Origin of the sequence: Microbacterium trichothecenolyticum (assembly GCF_030818955.1) — a bacterium.
GTDB lineage: Bacteria > Actinomycetota > Actinomycetes > Actinomycetales > Microbacteriaceae > Microbacterium > Microbacterium trichothecenolyticum_B.
Genome location: NZ_JAUTBF010000001.1, coordinates 460,675 through 481,239, shown reverse-complemented (window position 1 = coordinate 481,239; position 20,565 = coordinate 460,675). Strand labels below are relative to the sequence as shown.

Genomic DNA, 20,565 nt, shown 5'->3' with positions numbered 1-20,565 from the left:
TCAGCCCGTGACCGCGCCCTCCGCGGCGGAGTGCACGAGCTTGGAGTACTTGGCCAGAACGCCACGGGTATAGCGCGGGGGAAGCGGTTCCCAGCCTTCGCGGCGGGAACTCAGCTCGGCCTCATCGACGATCAAGTCGAGAGTGCGAGCGGCGATATCGACCCGTATCAGATCACCATCGCGCACGAAGGCAATCGGACCTGCGTCGACCGCTTCGGGAGCTATGTGGCCGATGCAGAGGCCGGTTGTGCCGCCTGAGAATCGACCGTCCGTCAAGAGTAGTACATCTTTTCCGAGACCCGCGCCCTTGATGGCCGCGGTGATCGCGAGCATCTCGCGCATACCGGGACCGCCCTTGGGGCCTTCGTAGCGGATGACGACGACGTCGCCGGCGTTGATCTCGCCCGCCTCGAGGGCGTCCATGGCCGCGCGCTCGCGCTCGAACACCCGCGCGGGGCCCTCGAAGACGTTGCCGTCGAAACCGGCTGACTTCACCACGGCACCCTCGGGAGCCATCGACCCGTGCAGGATCGTGATGCCGCCCGTGGCGTGGATCGGGTCGTCGAACGAGTGGATGACCTTGCCGTCGACCGGGTCGGGGTCGAGGTCGGCGAGGTTCTCGGCGAGCGTCTTGCCGGTGACGGTGAGCGCGTCGCCGTGCAGCAGACCCTCGTCGAGCATCGCCTTCATGATGACCGGGATGCCGCCGTGGCGGTCGACGTCGTTCATGACGTACTGACCGAAGGGCTTCATGTCGGCGACGTGCGGGGTACGGTCGCCGATGCGGTTGAAGTCGTGCAGGTTCAGCTCGACCTCGGCCTCGTTGGCGATGGCGAGCAGGTGCAGCACGACGTTGGTCGAGCCGCCCAGCGCCATGGCGAGGGCGATGGCGTTCTCGAACGCCTCTTTGGTGAGGATGTCGCGCGTGGTGATGCCCTGGCGCAGCAGATTGACGACGGCCTCGCCCGAGCGGTGGGCGAAGTAGTCGCGGCGGCGGTCGGCCGACGGCGGAGCGGCGGAGCCGGGGAGGCTGAGACCCAGAGCCTCGGCCACGGAGGCCATCGTGTTCGCGGTGTACATGCCACCGCACGCGCCCTCACCCGGGGCGATCGCGCACTCGATGCGCTTGAGGTCGGCCTCGCTCATCTTGCCTGCGAGGCACGCACCCACGGCCTCGAACGAGTCGATGATCGTGACGTCCTTCTCGGTGCCGTCCGAGAGCTTGACCCAGCCCGGTGCGATCGAGCCGGCGTAGAGGAAGACGCTGGAGAGGTCGAGACGAGCGGATGCCATGAGCATGCCCGGGATGGACTTGTCGCAGCCCGCGAGCAGCACGGAGCCGTCGAGGCGCTCGGCCATCATGACGGTCTCGACGCTGTCGGCGATGACCTCGCGCGACACGAGCGAGAAGTGCATGCCCTCGTGCCCCATCGAGATGCCGTCGGAGACGGAGATGGTGCCGAACTGCAGCGGGTAGCCGCCGCCGGCGTGGACGCCCTCTTTGGCGCCCTGCGCGAGGCGGTCGAGGCTGAGGTTGCAGGGGGTGATCTCGTTCCAGCTCGACGCGATGCCGATCTGGGGCTTGTCCCAGTCCTCGTCACCCATGCCGACGGCACGAAGCATGCCTCGCGAGGTGGTGGCTTCGATGCCGTCGGTGACGACGCGACTGCGGGGCTTGATGTCGAACTCGCCGGTGTTCGGATTCTGCGGTGCGGGCATCCTCGAAGTCTATTCCTCGTGCGGGACCCGCCGATGCGCCACGGGCGGTGAACGCCTGATTAATCGGTATGTGCTCGACGCAGGCGTACCACGTCGTTCAGCACCGCGACGAACGCGTCGATGTCGTCGACGCGAAGCGTCGCCGCGGTCTCGCCCCCGCCGATGTGGATGCCGAGATCCTGGGCCTCGAGCGCGCGCAGCGCGTCTTCGTCGGTGACGTCGTCGCCGGCGAAGACCACGCCCGTCGCACCGACCCGCTCGCGAAGGTGGGCGACGGCCGAGTCCTTGCCCTCGTGTCGGAACGAGAACTCGAGGATGTCGTGTCCGGTACGCCGGCGCCACGCGGGAGCTTCGGCGGCAACGAGGTCGTCGGCGAGCGCGCGGGCGATGCGGGTGGTCTCGGCATCCGCGGTGCGTGTGTGCACGCCCAGGCCGAACTCCTTCGGCTCGATCCAGACGCCCTCCATCCCCGTCGTCCCTCGCACGACTTCGCCGTGCAGGCGGTCGCGGAGCACGAGATCGGCGGCGTCGTCGCTGGCCGCCTCGATCCCCGAGCCGGGGACCCAGAACTGCGCACCGTGGGACCCCGCGAGCCAGATCGGTGAGTCGTCGCGGTGCTCCGCGATCTCGCGCAGGTGACCGAGCGAGCGCCCGGAGACCAGGGCGACGACGGTGCGGGGCAGCGCGACGAGTTCGTCGACCACGGCACGGGCGTCGGGCGTCATCCGCGCCGTCATCGGTTCGTCGACGAGCGGTGCGAGCGTCCCGTCGAAATCGAGCGCGACCAGCAGCAGGTCGGTGGTGGCGACGGCTTCGACGGTCGCGTCGGCGGCGGTCACGCCTGCTCCGCCTCGTCGGTCGACGGTGAAACGACCTCGGCCGCGGCGGCGGCCGACGAAGCCCGCTCGTGGAAGGTCGAGAGCGCGGCGAGGAACTCCCGCGACCAGTCCTCGACGTCATGGTCGCGCACACGCTTGCGCAGCGTCCGCATGCGCCGGCCCTGCTCGGCGGCGGGCATATCGATCGCCCGCACGATGGCATCCTTCAACCCGTCGATGTCGTGCGGATTGATCAGCAGCGCACTGCCCATCTCGTCGGCGGCGCCCGCGAACTCACTGAGCAGGAGCACGCCGCGGTTGTCGGTGCGGCTGGCGACGTATTCCTTGGCCACGAGGTTCATGCCGTCGCGCAACGCCGTGACGAGCATGACGTCGGCCGCCAGGAACAGCGCCACCATCTCTTCGCGCGGGTACGACTGGTGCAGGTAGCGAATCGCCGTGTGGGTGGTCGTGTCGTAGTCGCCGTTGATGCGCCCGACCGTCATCTCGATCTCGTCGCGCAGCTGCACGTACGCGTCGACCCGCTCGCGGCTCGGGCTCGCGACCTGAACGAGGGTCGCGTCTTCGACCGTGGCGCGGCCGTCTTCGAGCAGCTCGCCCCATGCCTTGAGACGATGGCGGATGCCCTTGGTGTAGTCGAGGCGGTCGACGCCGAGCAGGATCTTGCGCGGATTGCCCAGACCCTCGCGGATCTCTTTCGCACGCTGCTGGATATCGGGCCTCTGGGCGAGCTCGATGTAGGAGTCGACGTCGATCGAGATCGGGAAGGCCTTGGCCAGGGCGATACGCGTACCCCCGGCCTCGGGGACGAGGATGCCGCTGGCCTTGGTCTCGTAACGCAGCTGACGCCGCACGGCGCGGGCGAAGTTGCCGGCATCGGCCACGCGCTGGAACCCGATCACGTCGGCGCCGAGCAGTCCCTCGAGCACCTGCTTGCGCCAGGGCAGCTGCGCGTAGAGCCCGTAGGCGGGGAACGGGATGTGGTGGAAGTAGCCGATCGTGAGGTCGGGACGCAGCTCCCGCAGCATTCTCGGCACCAGCTGCAGCTGGTAGTCCTGCACCCACACGATGCCCCGGTCGGCCGCGACGGCGGCGGCGGCCTCGGCGAAGCGCTGGTTGACGCGCACGTAGGCGTCCCACCACGCGCGCTTGTACGTGGGCGCCGCGATGACGTCGTGGTAGAGGGGCCAGATGGTGTCGTTCGAGAAGCCCTCGTAGTAGTGGGCGACATCGGCGACCGACAGCGTCACGGGAACGAGGTGCGTGCCCTCGAAGTCGAACGGATCGAGAGTCACGTCGGCTTGCCCCGCCCATCCGACCCATGCACCCTCGGCGCGGCGCATGACGGGCTCCAGCGCGGTGACGAGACCACCGGGCGAGCGGCGCCACCCCTCGCCATCGGGCGTGCGGTCGACGGGTAGACGATTGGCGACGACGACGAAATCGGCCTGGGTCACAGGTCCTCCTCGGGGATCTCTCCCAGGCTAACAGCGGCGTGCACCGGCGCACGGGGAGGGACGAGATGCGGTAAACGCCGTCCGCTGTCAAGGCGCGACGGCGCGGTGCGGGGCTCGGTAGGTTGGGCGCATGCGCCAGTACATCTTCGGAACGGGTCTTCTCAGCGCCATCACCGGCGGCATCACGCTCCTACGGGCTCTGCGCAACGACGAGCCCTTCACGTGGCGCACCGCGCTGGCGTGGCTCAGCTGGGGCATCACCCTGGCGCTCGCGATCGGCTCCGTCGTCGACACCCGTCGCGCCCGGCGCGGCAAGGTCATCGCCGGCGACTCCCCCGTCGCCAAGAAGCAGCAGAAACTGTTCAAGAAGCGCCTCGCGCGCTGAACCCCGCTTCCGGATGCCACGGCCTCGGTGCCGTGGCATCCGTCTGTGCGAATCCCCATTGATGCTGTAGGTATATACCTACGGTATGCTTTCCGCATGAGCCGCGACGACGATCTGCAGAGACTCCTCCTCGCGGTGCACGCGCTCACCCGCATCGCGGCGATCGACACCCAGAACGACGCCCCCTCCGCGCAGTGGCGCACCCTGACGCTGCTGCGCGACCACGGCCCCCAGCGCCTGGGCGAGCTCGCCACGCTCAGCCGCGTCACGCAGCCGGGCATGACGCGCCTGGTGCACCAAATGGACGCCGCGGGACTCGTCGAGCGACACCGTGACCCCCACGACTCGCGCGTGAGCGTCATCGTCGCCACCGACGCGGGACTGCACGCCCTCGATCACTGGTTCCAGTCGCTGCGCGCCGCACTCGCCCCGCACGTGGCCGACCTGTCGGATGCCGAGTGGGAGGCCGTGCGCATCGCCGCCGGCGCCCTGTCGGCCCGGGTCGGCCTGCACTCCCCGTCCGCCCCCGAGAAGATCGGAGCCTCCCGATGAGCAGCACCACCCCCAGCGTCTGGAAACAACCCGCCCAGGTGTGGGCGGTGGCGTTCGCGTGCGTCGTCGCCTTCATGGGTATCGGCCTGGTCGACCCCATCCTCCCCGCGATCGCCAACTCGCTGAAAGCCACCCCGGTCGAGACCGAGTTGCTCTTCACCAGCTACCTCGTCGTCACCGGACTCGCGATGCTCGTCACCAGCTGGATCTCCAGCCGCATCGGCGCCAAGGCGACGCTCCTGGTCGGGCTGGGCCTGATCGTCGTGTTCTCGCTGCTGTGCGCCCTCAGCGGCAGCGTCGACGCGGTCATCGGCTTCCGCGCCGGCTGGGGCCTGGGCAACGCGCTGTTCATCTCCACTGCGCTGGCCACGATCGTCGGGGCCGCCTCGGGGGGCAGCTCGGCCGCCATCATCCTGTACGAGGCCGCACTGGGCCTCGGCATCGCCGTGGGACCGCTGCTCGGCGGCATCCTGGGCGAGGCCAGCTGGCGCGGACCGTTCTTCGGCGTGGTGGTGCTCATGGCGATCGCATTCGTGGCCGTGCTCGTGCTGCTACGCGGACCGTCGCCGGCGCGTACCCCCATCCCGTTCAGCGCCCCCTTCCGGGCTCTGGGGAACCCCGCGTTGGCGGTCCTCGCCGCGACCGCCCTGTTCTACAACATCGGCTTCTTCACCCTGCTGGCCTTCTCACCCTTCCCGCTCGGCTTCGGCGCGATGGGCATCGGCCTGACGTTCTTCGGCTGGGGCGTGGGTCTGGCCATCACCAGCGTGTGGGTCGCTCCGATCCTTCTGCGCCGCATGCGGCTCACCTCGGTCCTGCTGCTCGCCCTGCCGCTACTCGCGATCGACCTGCTCGTCGCGGCGCTCGCGGTGAACTCCCCCGCCGCGCTGGTGGCGTGCATCGTCGTCGGCGGACTCGTGCTCGGCGTCGTCAACACCGCCCTGACCGAAGCCGTCATGGAAGCCACCGACCTGCCTCGCTCGGTCGCCTCGTCGGCCTACTCGGCGGTGCGCTTCCTCGGCGGAGCGGTGGCCCCGCCGCTCGCCGCGTTCCTCTGGCATGCCGCCGGCGCGGGCGTGCCCTACGTCGTGGCCGGCGTGTCGGTTCTCATCGCCGCCGCCTGCATCGTGCTCGGGCGTCGCACCCTCGCGCACGTCGACAGCGCGCACCCGGATGCCGCGGACGAGGGCGCCGCGGTGCTGGTGGGCGACGCGACCTGAGATCAACGCCGTAACGCGGCGGGGCCCTCCGGGGCCTCGCCGCGTCGGCGTTCGCCCCACCCGCCGCTGGTACAGGTGCCGTGAGGCCCTCGCCCGCGTCTCGGCGGGACACGTGCGAAACACAGAGGCCCTGGCGGAGGGAAATCTCCGTCAGGGCCTCTGTGGCGTCGGTGCACCCCCTGGGACTCGAACCCAGAACCCACTGATTAAGAGTCAGTTGCTCTGCCGATTGAGCTAGAGGTGCGTTCCGTGGAACGAAACTCGCGTTCCGAACCGAGGGATTACGTTACCAGGGGTGACGCTGCCGCACCAAATCGGCTCAGGGTCGCCGGTTATCCTGTACCCGTGTCCCGCACAGAAGAGCCCGCCGCGACCGCCGCGACCCTCACCGACGACCTCGTCCTGGCCCTTCGTCTGGCCGACGCGGCCGACGCCGTGGCCATGCAGCGCTTCGACGCCGCCAACCTGCGCGTCGACACGAAGCCCGATCGCACGCATGTCACCGAGGCCGACCTCGCCACAGAGCGGGCGATCCGCGGCATCCTCGATGCCGAACGTCCCGACGACGCGATCCTGGGCGAGGAGTACGGCACCTCGGGCGACACCGCGCGCCGCTGGGTCATCGATCCCATCGACGGCACGCACAACTACATGCGCGGCATCCCCGTCTGGGCGACGCTGATCGCGCTCACCGTCGACGGGGTGCCTGAGGTCGGTGTCGTCAGCCAGCCGGCGATCGGACGCCGCTGGTGGGCCGCAACGGGCCACGGCGCGTGGACCACCACCGCCACCGGCGACACGCGACGCATCCACGTTTCCGGGGTCGAGGAGATCTCGGCATCCAGTATCAGTTTCCAGAGCATCGAGCAGTGGGATGACGTCGACCTCGTGCCGACGCTCGAGAAGCTCGCTCGCGCGGTCTGGCGCGACCGCGCATACGGCGACGCCCTGCCGTACATGTGGCTCGCCGAGGGACGCCTCGAACTCGTCGCCGAATTCGGCGTGAAGGAGTACGACATCGCCGCGATCGCCCCCATCGTGCGCGAAGCCGGCGGACGGTTCACCGCGTTCGACGGCTCCGATCGCCTCGACGCGGAGTCGTCGCTCGCCACGAACGGTGTGCTGCACGAGGCGTTCCTGACGTTGCTGCACGAGGATGCCCGGTGAGGCGCGCGCCGCTCACCCTCGTCTTCGGGGCGATCGCCCTCGCGACGCTGGCCGGCTGCTCGTCTCCTGCCGCTCCCCCGATCGCTCAGAGCAGCGCACCGGCCGTCGAAGCCCCCGCGGCGTCCACACCCGATGTCTCGCCCTCTGCCGACGTCGACGACGAAGAGCCCACCTGCGAGAACATCATCCCGAAGACCACCGCCGACGACTTCAAGAGTCTCGGGTGGAGTTCGCAGTCCGAACCGTTCCGCATCGGCGCCATCCAGCTCGAGAATGGCATCCAATGCAAGTGGGGCGACCAGAAGATCACCACCGACCGCGTGCAGATGTTCGGCTGGGCGGAGATCGACGACGCCGACGCGGCGAAAGCCGAGAAGGAACTCGTCGCCGCCGGCTGGCGTCGAGAGAGCGGCACCGCCGGCACGTACGTCACCGAGAACCCGGAGTGGGCGATCGGGAAGGATGCCGACGGCTATGGCATCACGTACCTCTTCGGTGACGGGTGGGTCAAGCTCGCAGACACCCGGCAGAGCCTCGTGCTCGTCGACGCGCCCCGATAAGACGCCCGAGCCTCACCGGTACGGGTTCACCGCCGTGGCATCCCGCGCCGACGCGAACCCCTCGTCCCACGCGTCGCCGCGCGCCTCGTTCTCGCGCCACCACGCGTCGGCCTGCAGCACGCGCTGCGCGAGCGCGACCCATTCCGGCCATCCCGCGGTGACCCCGGATGCCAGCGCCTCGGCGTCATCGCCCGCCGAGGCGGTCCAGGTGCCGGCGTCGGGCGTCGGCGCGAGGTGGAAGGGACCGACATCGATACGGAGGGCGCGGGGGTCCGGCATCCCTCGACGCTAGCCGAGATACCCGGGCGCTCGGCGGCCACACGGTCACGTAGGCTCGACCCTCGTGGCTATCGGCGCAACCATTCACACGTTCACCGTGCAGCTCTCCGACGTGGATCGCGGCGTGTACGACGAACTGTCGATCCGTGTGGCGCGGCATCCCTCCGAGACGGCCCTATACATGCTCACGCGCGTGCTCGCCTACTGCCTCGAGTACGAGGAGGGCATCGCCTTCAGCGAGGGCGTCGCCGCGACCGACGAGCCCGCCGTGCTCGTGCACGATCTCACCGGTTCGATCGTTGCGTGGATCGAAGTCGGCGCTCCGGATGCCGCGCGCCTGCACACCGGCAGCATGAAGGCTGCGCGGACCGTCGTGTACACCCACCGCGATCCCGACAAGGTCGCCGCGGCCTGGGCGGGCAAGCGCATCCACCGCGGCGACGAGGTGCTGCTGCACAGTTTCGATGCAGGCTTCGTCGAGCGGATGAGCGGCGCGATCGAACGGCGCAGCACCGCGACCCTCACCCGCACCGAGGGACGCGTGTACCTCGAGCTCAACGGCGTCTCGGGCGAGAGCGACATCCACACCCGCTCGGCCCTCTGATCGCGGGCCGACGACCGCCGTCAGCCGGCGCGTCGGCGCGGGGTCACGAGATGAACCACTGGAAGAGCAGGCCTCCTACCGCGCTTCCGAGCGCGCCCCCCGCGTACACGATCGCCATGTACGCACCGTTCGCCCGGGCGCTCGCGGTCGGGCCGAGACGCATCGCCTCGCGCTGAGCGACCGTCTGCCCGGCTGCGACCGACCCGTCCAGCACGATCGCCGCGAGAAACAGCAGCACGACCACCACGACCCCGGCAGCCATATCCGCCGGAACCAGACCGAGTGCTCCGAGCGCCCCTGTCGCGAACACGAGAGCGTGCGTTCCGCGCGGGTGGCGCACCCGACCGACCCGGCCGAGCAAGAAGCTCACGACCACGCCGCTCACGGCGGCCACGCTGATGACGGACAGGGAGAACGCGGCATCCACTTCTCCCAACCGCGCGGTGAGCAGGAACGGGGCGATGGCCCAGAAGGCGCACTGCACCGCGAAGAGCGAAGACTGCGGCAGCGCCCACGCCCAGATGTGCCGCGAGCCGAGCGCGTGCAGCGCGCTTCTGACCACGCCCTCTGCCGCCGGTTCGAGGCGAGGGTGCGGGGCAGGTGAAGACACGGCACGTGAGGGGACGGCCCACTCGACGAACACCGCGAGCACCGCGCTGACGAGCCCCAGCACCACGAAGGCCGAGCGCCAATCCGCCCACGCCGCCAACGTGGTCGCCACGGGACGCGACACGATCACACCGAGCAGGATGCCGCTGATCGCCCACGGCATCCCGTCTCGCGCTCGGCGATCGACGCCGCGGGGCGCGAGAGCCACACTCGAGGCGTAGACCACGCAGACCTGCGCGCCACCCGCGCTGAGACCGAGCACGATGCCGATCCCCGCCGCGAAGGGGGCAGACGGCGCAGCGGCGAACGCGAGGGCCGCGACGGCGCTCGCCGCGAGCAACAGGGCGAGAAGGGTTCGGGGGTTCGCGCGATCGGCCCGCGGCACGATCACGAGCATCGCTGCCCCGTACGACAACTGCACCGCGCCGGTCACGGCGCTCTGCCCGGCGGCGTCGATTTCGAATGACGCCGCCATCGCCGGCGCCAGGGTCTGAGGGAAGTAGACGGTCGCCGCGAAGAACGCAGCGACACCGGTGAAGACGAGAAGCTCACGAGGGACAGAGGTGCGCGGGCGAGGAGAAGAGTTCACGAGGGCTGCTTTGAACGTGCCGAACGTGCCGGCGGGAGACGATCACGAAATGCTATACGTATGCATGTTACTGGCGAGTAAACGCAAATGACGGTAGATTTTACACGTCAGAACGCGTATTCCTCGTTGTGCGGCGAGCGTGCATACGTATACTCGCTGCATGCCCAACACTCGCACCCGCCTTACCGCCCTCGTCGCGGTCGTAGGCGTCACCGCCCTCGCCCTCACCGGTTGCGGTGCCGGAAGTCGCACCGGCAACGCCAACTCCACCTCCGTCGCCTGCGACGTGACCGCGCCCTCCGAGCCGCTCACCGTGAACGTGCTTGCGTACAACTCCTCCGCCATCGACCCCTACACCGACACGATGGCCACGAGCTGCTCGCACGACGGCGTGACCGTCAAGCACGACCCGATCGATTTCGGCGGCCAGGTCACCAAGACGACGGCCACGCTGTCGGCGCCGACCGGCACGTACGACATCGTCGAGACGTACAGCTACGTCATCCCGACCCTCGCCTCGACGGAGAAGCTCCAGCCGCTCGACGACCTGTACGCCAAGTACAAGGACCAATACAAGCTCGGCGACCTCAGCCCGTCGATGCTCCAGGGCATGTCGTACGACGGCAAGCTCTACGCCCTCCCGATGCAGGCGCAGATGTTCGTCATGGCCTACCGCTCCGACGTCTTCAGCGAGCTCGGCCTGGCCGTGCCGACCACGTTCGACGAGATGGCCGCAGCGGCCGAGAAGATCAAGGCAGCCGGGTTGATGCAGTACCCCATCGCACTGCCCTGGCTGGCGACAGCAGACATCACGACCGGCTTCCAGGCGGCCATGAACTCCCTCGACGCAGACTTCGTCGACGACTCGGGCGCGGTGACGATCGAGTCCGACGCCGGCGAGAAGGCTCTCAATGCCATGCTCGCTCTCAAGCCGTACATGGACCCGCAGGTCACCACGTTCGATCAGCCCAAAGTTCAACAGCAGCTCTACAACGGCACCGCCGCAATGGCGATCATGTTCTCGGGGCGCATGACCGACCTCACCAAGCCCGAGAACACGTCCCTGTCGGATTCCTTCGCCTTCGCCGCCCCACCGAAGGTCTCGGCCGACGCCCCGTACGCGTACGACCGACTGAGCATCGACGGGTGGTCGATCCCGTTCAACACCTCGATCGATCACGATCTGCTGTTCACCCTCATGGCCGCATCGGTCAGCGAGGACGCGTCCAAGGCGTCGGTCCCGGCGGCGTACCCGGCCCGAGAAGGACTCGTCACCGAAAGCAACACCCCATACGGCAAGGCCGCCAACGAGTCGATCGCCTCGGCGATGCCCACCGTCGTCTCACCGCACCTCGCCGACATCAGCAACGCGATCACCCCGGTGCTCGCCAAGGTGATCAACGGCGAGCTGTCGGTCAGCGACGGACTCGCACAGATGCAGAGCCTCGGAGAGCAGATCGTCGGCTGATCCCGCCTCGCCCGTGACGGTCGGTCTCCTCGCGCAGACCGGCCGTCACGGGCCCGACCTCGGCCATTCGAACGAAAGAGAACTGTGCGCAAACGAGAATTCTGGGCTCTCGTGCTCCCCAGTGTGCTCATCATGGGAGCGCTGCTCATCCTGCCGCTGCTCCGCACCATCGAGTGGAGTCTGCAAAACGTGTCCTACGGAAATCCGGGGACGTTCGTCGGGATCGACAACTTCGTGCGCGCTCTCACCGACGAGCGGTTCGGACGAGCGGTGATGTTCACCGTCACGCTCACCGTCATCAGCACCGTCATCCTCGTCGCGCTGGGCTACACCGTGGCCTCGGCGACCGATCGCCTCGGCGTGTCGCGTCCGCTCGTGCTCGGCATCCTGCTGATCTCCTACGTGCTGCCGAACCTCGTCGGAGCCGTCGCGTTCTCGTGGCTGTTCGACGACAGCTTCGGCGGCCTGGTCAACCGGGTCATCCAGATGCTCGGGGGCACCCCGGTGCTCTGGTTCACCGACCAGCTGCCGAACGCGGCCATCATCATCGCCAACACGGTCTGGTTCCTGCTCCCGTTCGCCGTGCTGGTCATCATGGCGGGCCTGCAGGGCGTGCCGGCCGAGATCATCGAGGCGGGCACGATCGACGGGGCCAACGCGTGGCAGATGCACCTGCACGTGATCATCCCGACCATCCGCTCCACCCTGGGATTCGTCGCGCTGATCACGATCATGGACGTCCTGCGCACCTTCGACAGCCTCATCCCGCTGTCGCCGCAGGCCGCCACCATCGGCAACGAGTCGATCATGATGTACGTCTACTCGATCGCTTTCGCCAACGGTGCACAGCAGCTCGGGCTCGGCAGCGCCGTGAACGTCATCACCATCGGCATCATCCTCGTGATGCTGATCCCCTTCATCCGCACCGTCTTCCGGGAAGCGAAGGCCCTGTCATGAGTTCGACTCGAACGCACACCGCCGACCCGATCGCGCCCGCCGGCGCACCGGCGCGCGCGACGCGGCGTCGACCGGCCGCACGATCTCGGCTGACGAGCGGCATCCTGCTCGCGGTGCTGTGCATCGTCATGGTCGTGCCATTCATCTGGATGGCCCTTTCCGTGACGAAGCCGACGAACATCGCCTTCTTGAACCCTCCCGTCATCTGGGGGTATCAGCCCACGTTCGACGCCTTCGTCAATCTCTGGGAGACGACCTACTTCGCCGACTACCTGGTCAACACCGTCGCGGTGGCGGCGATCGCGACGATCGTCGCCCTCGCGATCGGTCTGCCGGCGGCATACGCGCTCTCCCGGTTCCCGAGCTGGATATCGGCGTGGTTGCTCGTGCTGGCGCTGGTATTCCGGGCACTTCCCCGCTTCGCCGTCGTTCTGCCGATGTACGACATCAGTCGCGCGCTCGGCATCTACGACACGACGTTCGCCCTCGCCATCGCGCTCGTGGCGATCAACCAGCCCTTCACGATCTGGTTGCTGCGCAACTTCTTCGCCGAGGTGCCGCGCGAGCTCGATGAGGCCGCCATGCTCGACGGCTGCGGACGCTTCGCCGTGCTGCGGCGCATCATGATCCCCCTCATGGGCCCCGGCATCCTGACCGCCGCGATCTTCGTTTTCCTGTTCGCCTTCCAGGAGTACCTGACGGCCGTGGTGCTCACCGACACCTCGTCGAAGACCGTGCCGGTCTTCATCGCCACGCAACTGGGCCAAAACCTTCCGATGTTGCAGCAGGCGGGAGCGGCATCCATCCTGCTGACGATCCCCGTCGTGGTGATCGCGTTCGTCGCGCAGAAGTATCTGGTCTCGGGTCTGAGCGACGGCGCGGTGAAGGGATGAGCGCCTCCGGCGTCCGCGGGCAGCCCGCGGCTAGTGTTGCGAACAGAACGAAACGGAGGGCGTGAGCGATGCCGGTGACCAGCCACGAGGTTGCACGGTTGGCGGGAGTCTCGCAACCGACCGTCTCACGGGCCCTGCGCGATGACCCGCGCGTCTCCGAGCGCACCAAGCAGGTCGTGCGCGAAGCGGCCGCCCAGCTGGGCTACGTGCGCAGCGAGGCGGGGCGGACCCTGTCGTCGGGGCGCACACGACGCATCGCCCTGCTCGTGACCGACCTCGAGAACCAGTTCTACGTGCGCATCATCGCCCCCGTGCATCGGCGCCTCGCCACACTCGGCTACCAGTTGACGCTGCAGACCGAGTCCTCAGACGACGAGGGCATCGTCGAACGCCTCGTCTCGGCAGGCGTCGACGGCGTCGTGCTCGCCACTCCCCCCGTCGAGTCGGTGACCCCGATCCGGCTGCGCGATCGCGGCATCCCTTTCGTGTACTTCAATCGGACGAGCTCGTCGGTCGAGGCCGATGCCGTGGTCGTCACACCGGATGCCGCGTACGACACCGCCGCGCAGCGCGCCGCCGCACTGGGGCACCGCCGAGCCGGCGCGATCCTGGGACCAGTCGCCACGAGCACGGCGCGTGCGCGCGAGACCTCGCTGCGACATGCTCTGACCTCTCACGGCATCGCGGTCGACGAGCGCTTCGTCCGGCGCGCGACCTTCGACAGCGACGCGGGCGAAGAAGCGATGCAGAGCCTGCTGGCCGAGAACGCGGAGATGCCGTCGCTGCTCTTCTGCGCCAACGACCTCGTCGCGTTCGGCGCACTCAACACCGCACACCGCGCCGGGGTCGCTGTGCCCGGCCGGGTCTCGGTGGTCGGATTCGACGATCTGCCGGCGGCTCGCTGGCCCGTGATCGATCTCGCCACGATCGCGTGCGACTACGAAGAGATGGCGCGTGTCGCAGCAGAGCTGATCGTCGAGCGCATCGACGATTTCACACCTCCGCCGCAGCGGCGGGAGTTCGTGGCGCAGTTCGTCGAGCGCGGCACCCTCGGTCCCGCGGCCGTCTGACCCCAACGGCGCCCCTCCCTTGGGGCACACACATCCTGCAGTACATACGTATACGCACCCACCCGGCCTCACCCGAGCCGGAGCACACCGACGGACAGAAAGAGAAGAACATGGCACTGGACCCCATCGCGTACGCCCCCTACGCGGACCCCGACGACTTCATCCGCGAGGTCACCGACTTCATCTGGGTCGACCGATCGATCGGTTTCATCCGGGAGAACTACGAGCCGGACTCCATCGTGCACGGCTCGTACGGCACCTCCACGACCCGCGAAGAGGTGATCGAGGGCTCGCTCATGCGTATCGCCGCCACGCCCGACCGGGTGGGGCAGGCCGATGACGTCATCTGGGAGGCTCGCGGCGACGACGCTTTCCTCAGCTCGCACCTCTTGCTCTCGTCCGACATCATCTCGGGCGAGCACAGCCGTACGATCGCCAATTGCCTGTACCGCCGCGGTCGGATGGTCGAGGAGTGGGTCGTCCGCGACAGTCTCGCCGGCGCGCTTCAGCACGGCGCCGACCTCGACGAGCTCGCCCGCAGCCAGGCATTTCGCGGGTACTCCGGATCGTGGCTGCGCCCGGCCCCGGCCGCCCCGCGCCTCCTGGGCGACTCGGGCGAACGCCCGGACGACCACCCGGACGCGGTGAATCACGTACTCGAGATGATCGAGACGGTGTGGAACGCGCGAGAACTCGACAAGGTCGAACGCTTCTGGGACCGCGATCTGGTTCTGCTGACCGTCGGCAATGCCGTGATCGTGCGCCCCGAGGGCTACCGCCGGTCGCTGCTCCGCCTGCTGGAGGCATTCCCCGGCGGTCGCTTCGAGGTGCGCGACATCCAGACCAACGACAACGAGCGCTACGCCGGCCTGCGCGTCGCCATCACCTGGAAGTTCGTCGGGGATTACACCGGCGTAGAACGCTACGGCGCACGCACCGGCGCGCCCGTCGATGTGCTCGGCATCTCGCAGTTCACGCTCTATCAGGGGCGACTGGTGAAAGAGGTACGACTGTGGGACGACATCGCCCTGCGGGCGCAGATCGCCGGCGCACGCGGCGACGAGCCCGTCGGCTTCGAGAACATCTACTGAGTCCTCGGGGGCGGCGAACGACGTGGACAACCGGACGGTTCGTGCGGCAGCGGTGTCACCGCCCGTCGTGCTGGGCGACGTCGAGCACAACCTGCAGCGGATTCGGGCGGCGATCGCCGAAGCCGTGGCATCCGGTGCACGCCTGATCGTCGCCCCCGAACTCTCGACGAGCGGCTACGTCTTCACTGATCGGGCCGAGGCCGCGCGGGCAGCGCTGGACCCCGCGGATCCGCGGTGGGGGCACCTGCGTACGGCGCTCCGCCACGACACCGTCGCGGTCGTCGGATACGCCGAGGCCGCCGGCGGCGGCGAGGTGTTCAACTCCGCGCTCGTGTTGGAGCGTGACCGTGTGGTCGGCTCCTATCGCAAGAGTCACCTCTGGGGGCGAGAGAAGCTCGTCTTTCGCGCCGGGAACGCCGCGGGAGCGCTGTTCGACACCGTGATCGGACGGCTCGCGGTGGCGATCTGCTACGACAACGAGTTTCCCGAAGTGCCGCGGCGCCTCGCACTCGCCGGTACGCACGTGCTCGCACTGCCCGTCAACTGGCCCCTGGTGGATCGTCCGCCCGGGGAGCACCCCCCGGAGGTGATCCAGGCGATGGCGGCGGCGCGTTCCTCACGCCTGCCGATCGTGATCGCGGATCGGCACGGAACCGAGCGCGGAGTCGAATGGACCGGCGGCAGCGGCATCGTCGACCACGAGGGATGGTTCACCCCGGCGACGATGTCGGGCGACAGTATGCAGGTGCTGCGAGACCTGCCGCTCGGTTCCGTCGCCGACAAGTCCCTGCCGCCCCACAACGACCTGTTCGCGGATCGCCGGCCCGCGCTCTATTGAGCGCCGGTCGAGGGTGATGCCGGTGCGCTGCGGGGGCGGGTGGTTCCGGCGCAGGTGGTGCGGGCGCGGGTCGTCGTCGGCTCTGTCTCGGCGCTCTTCCAGGAGCCCGAGGTGCATGAGCGCCGGCACGCCGCCCGGCCCGGGGATGGTCGCCAGAGTCACGAACCCCGCTGCGGCATAGAGCGCTTCGGATGCCGCGAGGTCGCTGACGACGATATTCACGAACATGGGCATCGCATAGATCGACCGGTCGATCGCCCCCCGTTCGCGGTCATGAACATCACCCTGTCGGTTGACGTTGCGACAGAGTCAAGTCGCTGACGAGTCCGAGGCGCCGCTCGTGTCGACACCCTCGTGGGCCAGCAACGGCTCGTGCGTGCGCGGGGAAGCCGAAGCAGGCGACGCCGGCGCGGTCTGCAGCAGGTCGATGGCCATCTCCGACATGCGCCGCGTCGCCGGCGAGAGGACGGCGCCTTCCCGGTGAACGAGGGCGATGGTGTCGTAGAGCGGCTCGGCGAACGGAACGACCGAGACGCCGGCGGGGAAACCCGGAGCCTCTGCGATCCGCGACGCGACGATCGTCGTGGCCTCGCCGAGCGCGACGAGACCGAGGGCCGTCTCGACGCTCTCGACCTCGATCGCGGCGTGCAGCGTCAGGCCTGCCAGACGAGCCCGCTCCCGCAGCTGTCGGCGTGTCGGGTCATCCCAGCCCGCATAGGCGTCGTACAGCGCGAGCTTGCGTGCGGCGACGTCGTCGATTCCGACCGCGGTCTCGCGCAGCGACCCCGTCGGGAAGGCGAAGAGCACCTCGTCGCGGAGTACCGGGCGCACCGTGAGTCCGGCGTCGTCGACGGGCAGCACGACGAGCCCCGCCTCGAGCTCACCGTTCGCGATGGATCGAGCAACGAGCGCGGAGTTCAGCCCGACCATGCGCACGCTCACCCCGGGGTGGGCGCGATGGAAATCGTGCAGCAGCGTCGACAGCCGGTAGTACGCGGCGTTGCGCAGCACACCGAACGTGCACGTACCGCTCTGGAGTCGCGAGAGATCCTGCACGGCCGCCACCCCCTGATCGGCGGCGTCTACCGAGCGGCACGCGTGTTCGCGCAGCGTGCGCGCAGCCTCTGTCGGCACCAGTCGGCGTGGTCGCCGGTGAAACAGCGGCGCGCCGATCTCTGCCTCGAGACGCGCCACCAGTTCCGAGACCGAGGCCTGCCCCATTCCCAACTCGTTGCCCGCCGCGGTGAACGAGCCGAGTTCGAATGCCCCGAGGAACGCACGCAATTGCGCGAGGGTGATCGACATGAGCCAATGGTATGTCCGTTGGTTCCTCCTGGTTAATATCCCGTTGTGCTGTGCATACGTATGGCCTAGCGTGAGCGTATGAAATTCACGCCCGCGGTCCTCGCTCGCCACGAGGGCAGATTCCAGTTCCTGAAGTCCCCCGCCGTCGATGCACCCGCCGCGCAGCGCAACCCGGCCGTCATCGACACCGTCAGCAGAATGCTCCTCGACATCGAAGCGCGCGGCATCGACGCGGTGCTCGACTACGCCCGACGGCTCGACCGATACGACGGGCGCGACATCGAGCTCACGCCGGCCCAGATCGCGCGCTCGGGAGATCGCCTCGCACCGGCCCTGCGCGAGGCGATCGAGCTCGGCGGTGCCCGCACCCGTGCGTTCGCCGCCGCGCAGCGCGAGCGGCTCGTCGACTTCGAGCTCGAACTCGTCGACGGGGTGCGCACAGGAGTGCGGTACATCCCCGTCGGGCGGGTGGGCGCCTACCTCCCGGCCGGCCGCTTCCCGCTCACCGCGAGCGCCTTCATGACGATCGGGGTCGCCAAGGCCGCCGGCGTGCCCACGGCCGTCGCCTGCACCCCGCCGCAACCCGACGGTGACGCGAACGACGCCGTCGTGTACGCGGCCCACGTCTCGGGCGTCGATCGGATCTTCGTGCTGGGTGGCGTTCAGGCACTCGCCGCACTCGCCCACGGCCTGGTCGCCGATCTGCCGGTCGACATGATCGTGGGCGCCGGCAACGCCTACGTGGCAGAGGCCAAGCGGCAGCTCTTCGGCACCGTCGCGATCGACCTGCTCGCCGGGCCCTCCGAGGTCGCGGTCGTCGCCGACGACACGGCGGATGCCGAACTCGTCGCCGCCGATCTGCTCGGGCAGGCGGAACACGGCCCGAACTCGCCCGCCGCACTCATCACGACCTCCGAAGAACTGGGACGCGCGGTCATCGTCGAGATCGAGCGGCAGCTCGCGAGCCTCGCGACCCGCGACATTGCGGGCGCCGCGTGGCGCGACTACGGGACGGTGCTCGTCGCCTCCGACCGCGCGACGGCGGTCGAGCTCATGGACGACCTCGCCCCCGAACACCTCGAGGTGATCACCGGCGACGACGCGTGGTACCACGACGCGCTCCGCAACTACGGCTCGCTGTTCCTCGGCCCGTGGAGCACGGTCGCGTACTCCGACAAAGGCATGGCGGGAACCAACCACGTTCTGCCGACGGCCGGCGGCGCCAAGCACAGCGCGGGGCTCTCGGTGGCGCGCTTCCTCAAGCCGTTGACGTATCAGGCGGTCTCTCGTGCTGCGACGGATGCCCTAGCCCCGGCCGTTCAGACGATCTCGGATTCCGAGGGCATGGCCGCCCACAGCGCGACGGCCACCATGCGGCTCGCCCGCCTGTAGCGGCCGCGTCGCGCGAAGAACATCCGACGACGTCCGACCGCTGCCGCGACCGTCTGACGCGTTGAACGGTGTGTGCCCGGACACCCGCGGAACCGCGCCCAGGAGGGCTGATCCCGTGGCGTCATCGTTCGACGTGCAGCGTCCGCCCCTCGGGTGCGCGCGAGGTCTTCCTCGGGGACCTCATGCACGGTGGCTCGCCGCCACTGTCGAAACGTCATGGCACCCACCAGCTCGCTCCTTCACGTACCGGTGTCGATCGGGACCGACGAGTAATGGTGAAGCGCCAGTGGTGCGACGAGGAAGTTCTCTTCGTCGGGGAACGTGACGGGCTGCGATCGCCAGTTGGGGCCGGCGTACTCGGAGAGAGCGTGCTCATCCGCCCACGTGCTGACGTACTGAACGCGCCGCGGGTTCGTCTGGTCGACGAGGACGGCGTGGTGGAGAAGACCTCTGTAGCGCGTGGGGAACGACGCGACGAGCGCGAGCAGGAGGGTGACGAACTCGTCTTCGACGCCCGCGATCGTGTGCGCTTCAGATACCCGAACAATCATGACGGTGACGCTAGGCGCCCGCACGAGATCGCCGCCAGCCGATGCCTGCCACACATCGCGCGATGACAGCCCATCTCCGGCGGGGATCTCGTCGGGGCCGCTTGCCTTCGAGTGCGCATGAACGTCTAACGTGCTCGCCATGGTCGGACAAGAACGCGTATGGATGATCACCGGAGCCACGTCGGGCCTGGGGCTGGCGTTGGCCGCCGCAGCACTGGAGGCGGGCGAGAAAGTGGCGGGCACGGCGCGCCGGCTCGAGAGGTTCGACGCATTGCTGTCGCACTACGGGTCAGCCCTCTTGCCCATCGCGCACGATGTGCGCGACGTGACCCGCGCGAGCGAGGTCGTGGAGCAGGTCGTCGAGCGTTTCGGACGGGTGGACGTGCTCGTCAACAACGCCGGCGTCGGGCAGGTGGGTGCCGCCGAGGAGGTCTCGGATGCCCAGCTGCGAGACATGCTCGATCAACATCTCTTCGGACCGGCCGCTCTCGTGCGTGCCGTGCTGCCGGGGATGCGCGCCCGCGGCACGGGAGCCATCGTGCAGATGAGCAGTCAAGGTGGGCGGCGTACCTTCCCCGGGGTGGGGAGCTACTCGGCCGGGAAGTTCGCGCTGGAGGGCTGGTCGGAAGCCCTCGCGGCGGAGGTCGCACCATTCGGCATCCGTGTTCTCATCGTGGAGCCGAGCCGGTTCCGCACGGAGTTCAACGACCCGGGCGTGCTCCTCACCGCCGGCCCGGACAGCGCTTACGACCGGGTGCTCTCCGGCGTGCGGCACGACATGACCACCTCCGCCGGCCGGCAGGAAGGCGACCCCGCACGTGCTGCCGCGGCCATTCGCGAGGTCCTCGCGGCGCAGCACGCACCCCTGCGCCTGCCGCTCGGTGCGGAAGCCGTCCGCAACCTCACGCGCGCATACGAGCACGCGCGGGACGAAGTGCGAAGCTGGGCAGAGGTGGCGACGTCGGCGGACTTCCCGGATGCCACGCCACCCACTCGTGTGCTGTGAGAACGAAAGGAGCA

At 68.8% G+C, this 20,565-nt stretch carries 21 protein-coding genes and 1 tRNA gene; 14 read left to right on the top strand and 8 right to left on the bottom strand.

Annotated features, from left to right (window positions below; all coding sequences use genetic code 11):
• The 3 genes from ilvD to QE412_RS02230 are packed head-to-tail and all read right to left on the bottom strand — an operon-like array spanning window position 1 to window position 4,015.
• Window positions 1-1,719, bottom strand: a complete 1,719-nt coding sequence (gene ilvD, locus QE412_RS02240) for a dihydroxy-acid dehydratase (RefSeq protein WP_307479622.1) — start codon at window positions 1,717-1,719, stop codon at window positions 1-3.
• A 59-nt stretch (window positions 1,720-1,778) separates the two neighbouring features.
• Complete coding sequence (gene otsB / locus QE412_RS02235) at window positions 1,779-2,558, bottom strand: trehalose-phosphatase (RefSeq protein ID WP_307479619.1); 780 nt, start codon at window positions 2,556-2,558, stop codon at window positions 1,779-1,781.
• On the bottom strand, window positions 2,555-4,015 hold the full coding sequence (locus QE412_RS02230; protein WP_307479617.1) for an alpha,alpha-trehalose-phosphate synthase (UDP-forming): 1,461 nt from the start codon (window positions 4,013-4,015) through the stop codon (window positions 2,555-2,557). The genes otsB and QE412_RS02230 overlap by 4 nt, the downstream gene beginning before the upstream one ends.
• A 130-nt stretch (window positions 4,016-4,145) precedes the next feature.
• Here QE412_RS02230 and QE412_RS02225 point away from each other — a divergent pair, with 130 nt between their 5' ends.
• The 3 genes from QE412_RS02225 to QE412_RS02215 all read left to right on the top strand — a co-directional run bounded on the left by QE412_RS02225 (window position 4,146) and on the right by QE412_RS02215 (window position 6,172).
• Entirely contained in the window at window positions 4,146-4,400 is a 255-nt protein-coding gene (locus QE412_RS02225; RefSeq protein ID WP_307479614.1) for a hypothetical protein, read from the top strand.
• 96 nt (window positions 4,401-4,496) lie between these two features.
• Window positions 4,497-4,952 carry a MarR family winged helix-turn-helix transcriptional regulator gene (locus QE412_RS02220; protein ID WP_307479612.1) on the top strand — a complete coding sequence of 152 codons (456 nt, stop codon included), beginning with the start codon at window positions 4,497-4,499 and terminating at the stop codon, window positions 4,950-4,952.
• The gene (locus QE412_RS02215; protein ID WP_307479609.1) at window positions 4,949-6,172 is read left to right on the top strand and encodes an MFS transporter; all 1,224 of its coding nucleotides are present in this window, start codon (window positions 4,949-4,951) and stop codon (window positions 6,170-6,172) included. Before QE412_RS02220 ends, QE412_RS02215 begins: the two co-directional genes overlap by 4 nt.
• Window positions 6,173-6,343: 171 nt before the next feature.
• Here the strand turns inward: QE412_RS02215 and QE412_RS02210 are convergent.
• Window positions 6,344-6,416: transfer RNA gene (locus QE412_RS02210), tRNA-Lys, on the bottom strand.
• Between the two features lie 101 nt (window positions 6,417-6,517).
• Between QE412_RS02210 and QE412_RS02205 the strand changes: the two genes are divergently transcribed.
• Together QE412_RS02205 and QE412_RS02200 are read left to right on the top strand one after the other, a co-directional pair.
• A complete protein-coding gene (locus QE412_RS02205; protein ID WP_307479607.1) occupies window positions 6,518-7,339 on the top strand; it encodes an inositol monophosphatase family protein in 822 nt (273 codons plus the stop codon).
• Window positions 7,336-7,899, top strand: coding sequence for a hypothetical protein (locus QE412_RS02200; protein WP_307479604.1), 564 nt, complete (start codon window positions 7,336-7,338; stop codon window positions 7,897-7,899). Before QE412_RS02205 ends, QE412_RS02200 begins: the two co-directional genes overlap by 4 nt.
• Window positions 7,900-7,911: 12 nt before the next feature.
• Here the strand turns inward: QE412_RS02200 and QE412_RS02195 are convergent, their stop codons facing one another.
• Window positions 7,912-8,178, bottom strand: a complete 267-nt coding sequence (locus QE412_RS02195; RefSeq protein WP_307479602.1) for a hypothetical protein — start codon at window positions 8,176-8,178, stop codon at window positions 7,912-7,914.
• A 64-nt stretch (window positions 8,179-8,242) separates the two neighbouring features.
• On the opposite strand from QE412_RS02195, the gene QE412_RS02190 reads away from it, so the two are divergent.
• Window positions 8,243-8,782 carry a YaeQ family protein gene (locus QE412_RS02190; RefSeq protein WP_307479599.1) on the top strand — a complete coding sequence of 180 codons (540 nt, stop codon included), beginning with the start codon at window positions 8,243-8,245 and terminating at the stop codon, window positions 8,780-8,782.
• Window positions 8,783-8,825: 43 nt separating this feature from the next.
• Here the strand turns inward: QE412_RS02190 and QE412_RS02185 are convergent, their stop codons facing one another.
• Window positions 8,826-9,980 (bottom strand): MFS transporter, encoded by a 1,155-nt coding sequence (locus tag QE412_RS02185; protein ID WP_307479596.1) that lies wholly within the window; start codon window positions 9,978-9,980, stop codon window positions 8,826-8,828.
• Between the two features lie 364 nt (window positions 9,981-10,344).
• Here QE412_RS02185 and QE412_RS02180 point away from each other — a divergent pair, with 364 nt between their 5' ends.
• The 6 genes from QE412_RS02180 to QE412_RS02155 all read left to right on the top strand — a co-directional run bounded on the left by QE412_RS02180 (window position 10,345) and on the right by QE412_RS02155 (window position 16,297).
• Window positions 10,345-11,448: an ABC transporter substrate-binding protein gene (locus tag QE412_RS02180; protein ID WP_373426562.1), complete on the top strand. Its 1,104-nt coding sequence runs from the start codon at window positions 10,345-10,347 to the stop codon at window positions 11,446-11,448.
• An 84-nt stretch (window positions 11,449-11,532) separates the two neighbouring features.
• The gene (locus QE412_RS02175) at window positions 11,533-12,405 is read left to right on the top strand and encodes a carbohydrate ABC transporter permease (RefSeq protein WP_307479591.1); all 873 of its coding nucleotides are present in this window, start codon (window positions 11,533-11,535) and stop codon (window positions 12,403-12,405) included.
• The gene (locus QE412_RS02170) at window positions 12,402-13,298 is read left to right on the top strand and encodes a carbohydrate ABC transporter permease (protein ID WP_307479588.1); all 897 of its coding nucleotides are present in this window, start codon (window positions 12,402-12,404) and stop codon (window positions 13,296-13,298) included. The genes QE412_RS02175 and QE412_RS02170 overlap by 4 nt, the downstream gene beginning before the upstream one ends.
• Window positions 13,299-13,372: 74 nt before the next feature.
• The gene (locus tag QE412_RS02165; protein ID WP_307479585.1) at window positions 13,373-14,368 is read left to right on the top strand and encodes a LacI family DNA-binding transcriptional regulator; all 996 of its coding nucleotides are present in this window, start codon (window positions 13,373-13,375) and stop codon (window positions 14,366-14,368) included.
• Window positions 14,369-14,478: 110 nt separating this feature from the next.
• Window positions 14,479-15,459 (top strand): ester cyclase, encoded by a 981-nt coding sequence (locus QE412_RS02160; RefSeq protein WP_307479584.1) that lies wholly within the window; start codon window positions 14,479-14,481, stop codon window positions 15,457-15,459.
• 22 nt (window positions 15,460-15,481) lie between these two features.
• The gene (locus QE412_RS02155) at window positions 15,482-16,297 is read left to right on the top strand and encodes a nitrilase-related carbon-nitrogen hydrolase (RefSeq protein ID WP_307479582.1); all 816 of its coding nucleotides are present in this window, start codon (window positions 15,482-15,484) and stop codon (window positions 16,295-16,297) included.
• 309 nt (window positions 16,298-16,606) lie between these two features.
• Here the strand turns inward: QE412_RS02155 and QE412_RS02150 are convergent, their stop codons facing one another.
• On the bottom strand, window positions 16,607-17,602 hold the full coding sequence (locus QE412_RS02150) for a LysR family transcriptional regulator (RefSeq protein WP_307479579.1): 996 nt from the start codon (window positions 17,600-17,602) through the stop codon (window positions 16,607-16,609).
• Between the two features lie 78 nt (window positions 17,603-17,680).
• On the opposite strand from QE412_RS02150, the gene hisD reads away from it, so the two are divergent.
• The gene (hisD, locus tag QE412_RS02145) at window positions 17,681-18,994 is read left to right on the top strand and encodes a histidinol dehydrogenase (protein ID WP_307479576.1); all 1,314 of its coding nucleotides are present in this window, start codon (window positions 17,681-17,683) and stop codon (window positions 18,992-18,994) included.
• Window positions 18,995-19,233: 239 nt separating this feature from the next.
• Here the strand turns inward: hisD and QE412_RS02140 are convergent, their stop codons facing one another.
• Entirely contained in the window at window positions 19,234-19,545 is a 312-nt protein-coding gene (locus tag QE412_RS02140; RefSeq protein ID WP_307479574.1) for an antibiotic biosynthesis monooxygenase, read from the bottom strand.
• Between the two features lie 139 nt (window positions 19,546-19,684).
• On the opposite strand from QE412_RS02140, the gene QE412_RS02135 reads away from it, so the two are divergent.
• Window positions 19,685-20,551 (top strand): SDR family NAD(P)-dependent oxidoreductase, encoded by an 867-nt coding sequence (locus tag QE412_RS02135; RefSeq protein WP_307479572.1) that lies wholly within the window; start codon window positions 19,685-19,687, stop codon window positions 20,549-20,551.
• Window positions 20,552-20,565 lie beyond the last annotated feature (14 nt).

Coding starts and splice junctions, on each gene's coding strand:
- ilvD (WP_307479622.1), bottom strand. CDS start 1,719: ATGCCCGCACCGCAGAATCCGAACACCGGCGAGTTCGACATCAAGCCC.
- QE412_RS02225 (WP_307479614.1), top strand. CDS start 4,146: ATGCGCCAGTACATCTTCGGAACGGGTCTTCTCAGCGCCATCACCGGC.
- QE412_RS02220 (WP_307479612.1), top strand. CDS start 4,497: ATGAGCCGCGACGACGATCTGCAGAGACTCCTCCTCGCGGTGCACGCG.
- QE412_RS02215 (WP_307479609.1), top strand. CDS start 4,949: ATGAGCAGCACCACCCCCAGCGTCTGGAAACAACCCGCCCAGGTGTGG.
- QE412_RS02195 (WP_307479602.1), bottom strand. CDS start 8,178: ATGCCGGACCCCCGCGCCCTCCGTATCGATGTCGGTCCCTTCCACCTC.
- QE412_RS02180 (WP_373426562.1), top strand. CDS start 10,345: ATGGCCACGAGCTGCTCGCACGACGGCGTGACCGTCAAGCACGACCCG.
- QE412_RS02170 (WP_307479588.1), top strand. CDS start 12,402: ATGAGTTCGACTCGAACGCACACCGCCGACCCGATCGCGCCCGCCGGC.
- QE412_RS02160 (WP_307479584.1), top strand. CDS start 14,479: ATGGCACTGGACCCCATCGCGTACGCCCCCTACGCGGACCCCGACGAC.
- QE412_RS02150 (WP_307479579.1), bottom strand. CDS start 17,602: ATGTCGATCACCCTCGCGCAATTGCGTGCGTTCCTCGGGGCATTCGAA.
- hisD (WP_307479576.1), top strand. CDS start 17,681: ATGAAATTCACGCCCGCGGTCCTCGCTCGCCACGAGGGCAGATTCCAG.
- QE412_RS02140 (WP_307479574.1), bottom strand. CDS start 19,545: ATGATTGTTCGGGTATCTGAAGCGCACACGATCGCGGGCGTCGAAGAC.
- QE412_RS02135 (WP_307479572.1), top strand. CDS start 19,685: ATGGTCGGACAAGAACGCGTATGGATGATCACCGGAGCCACGTCGGGC.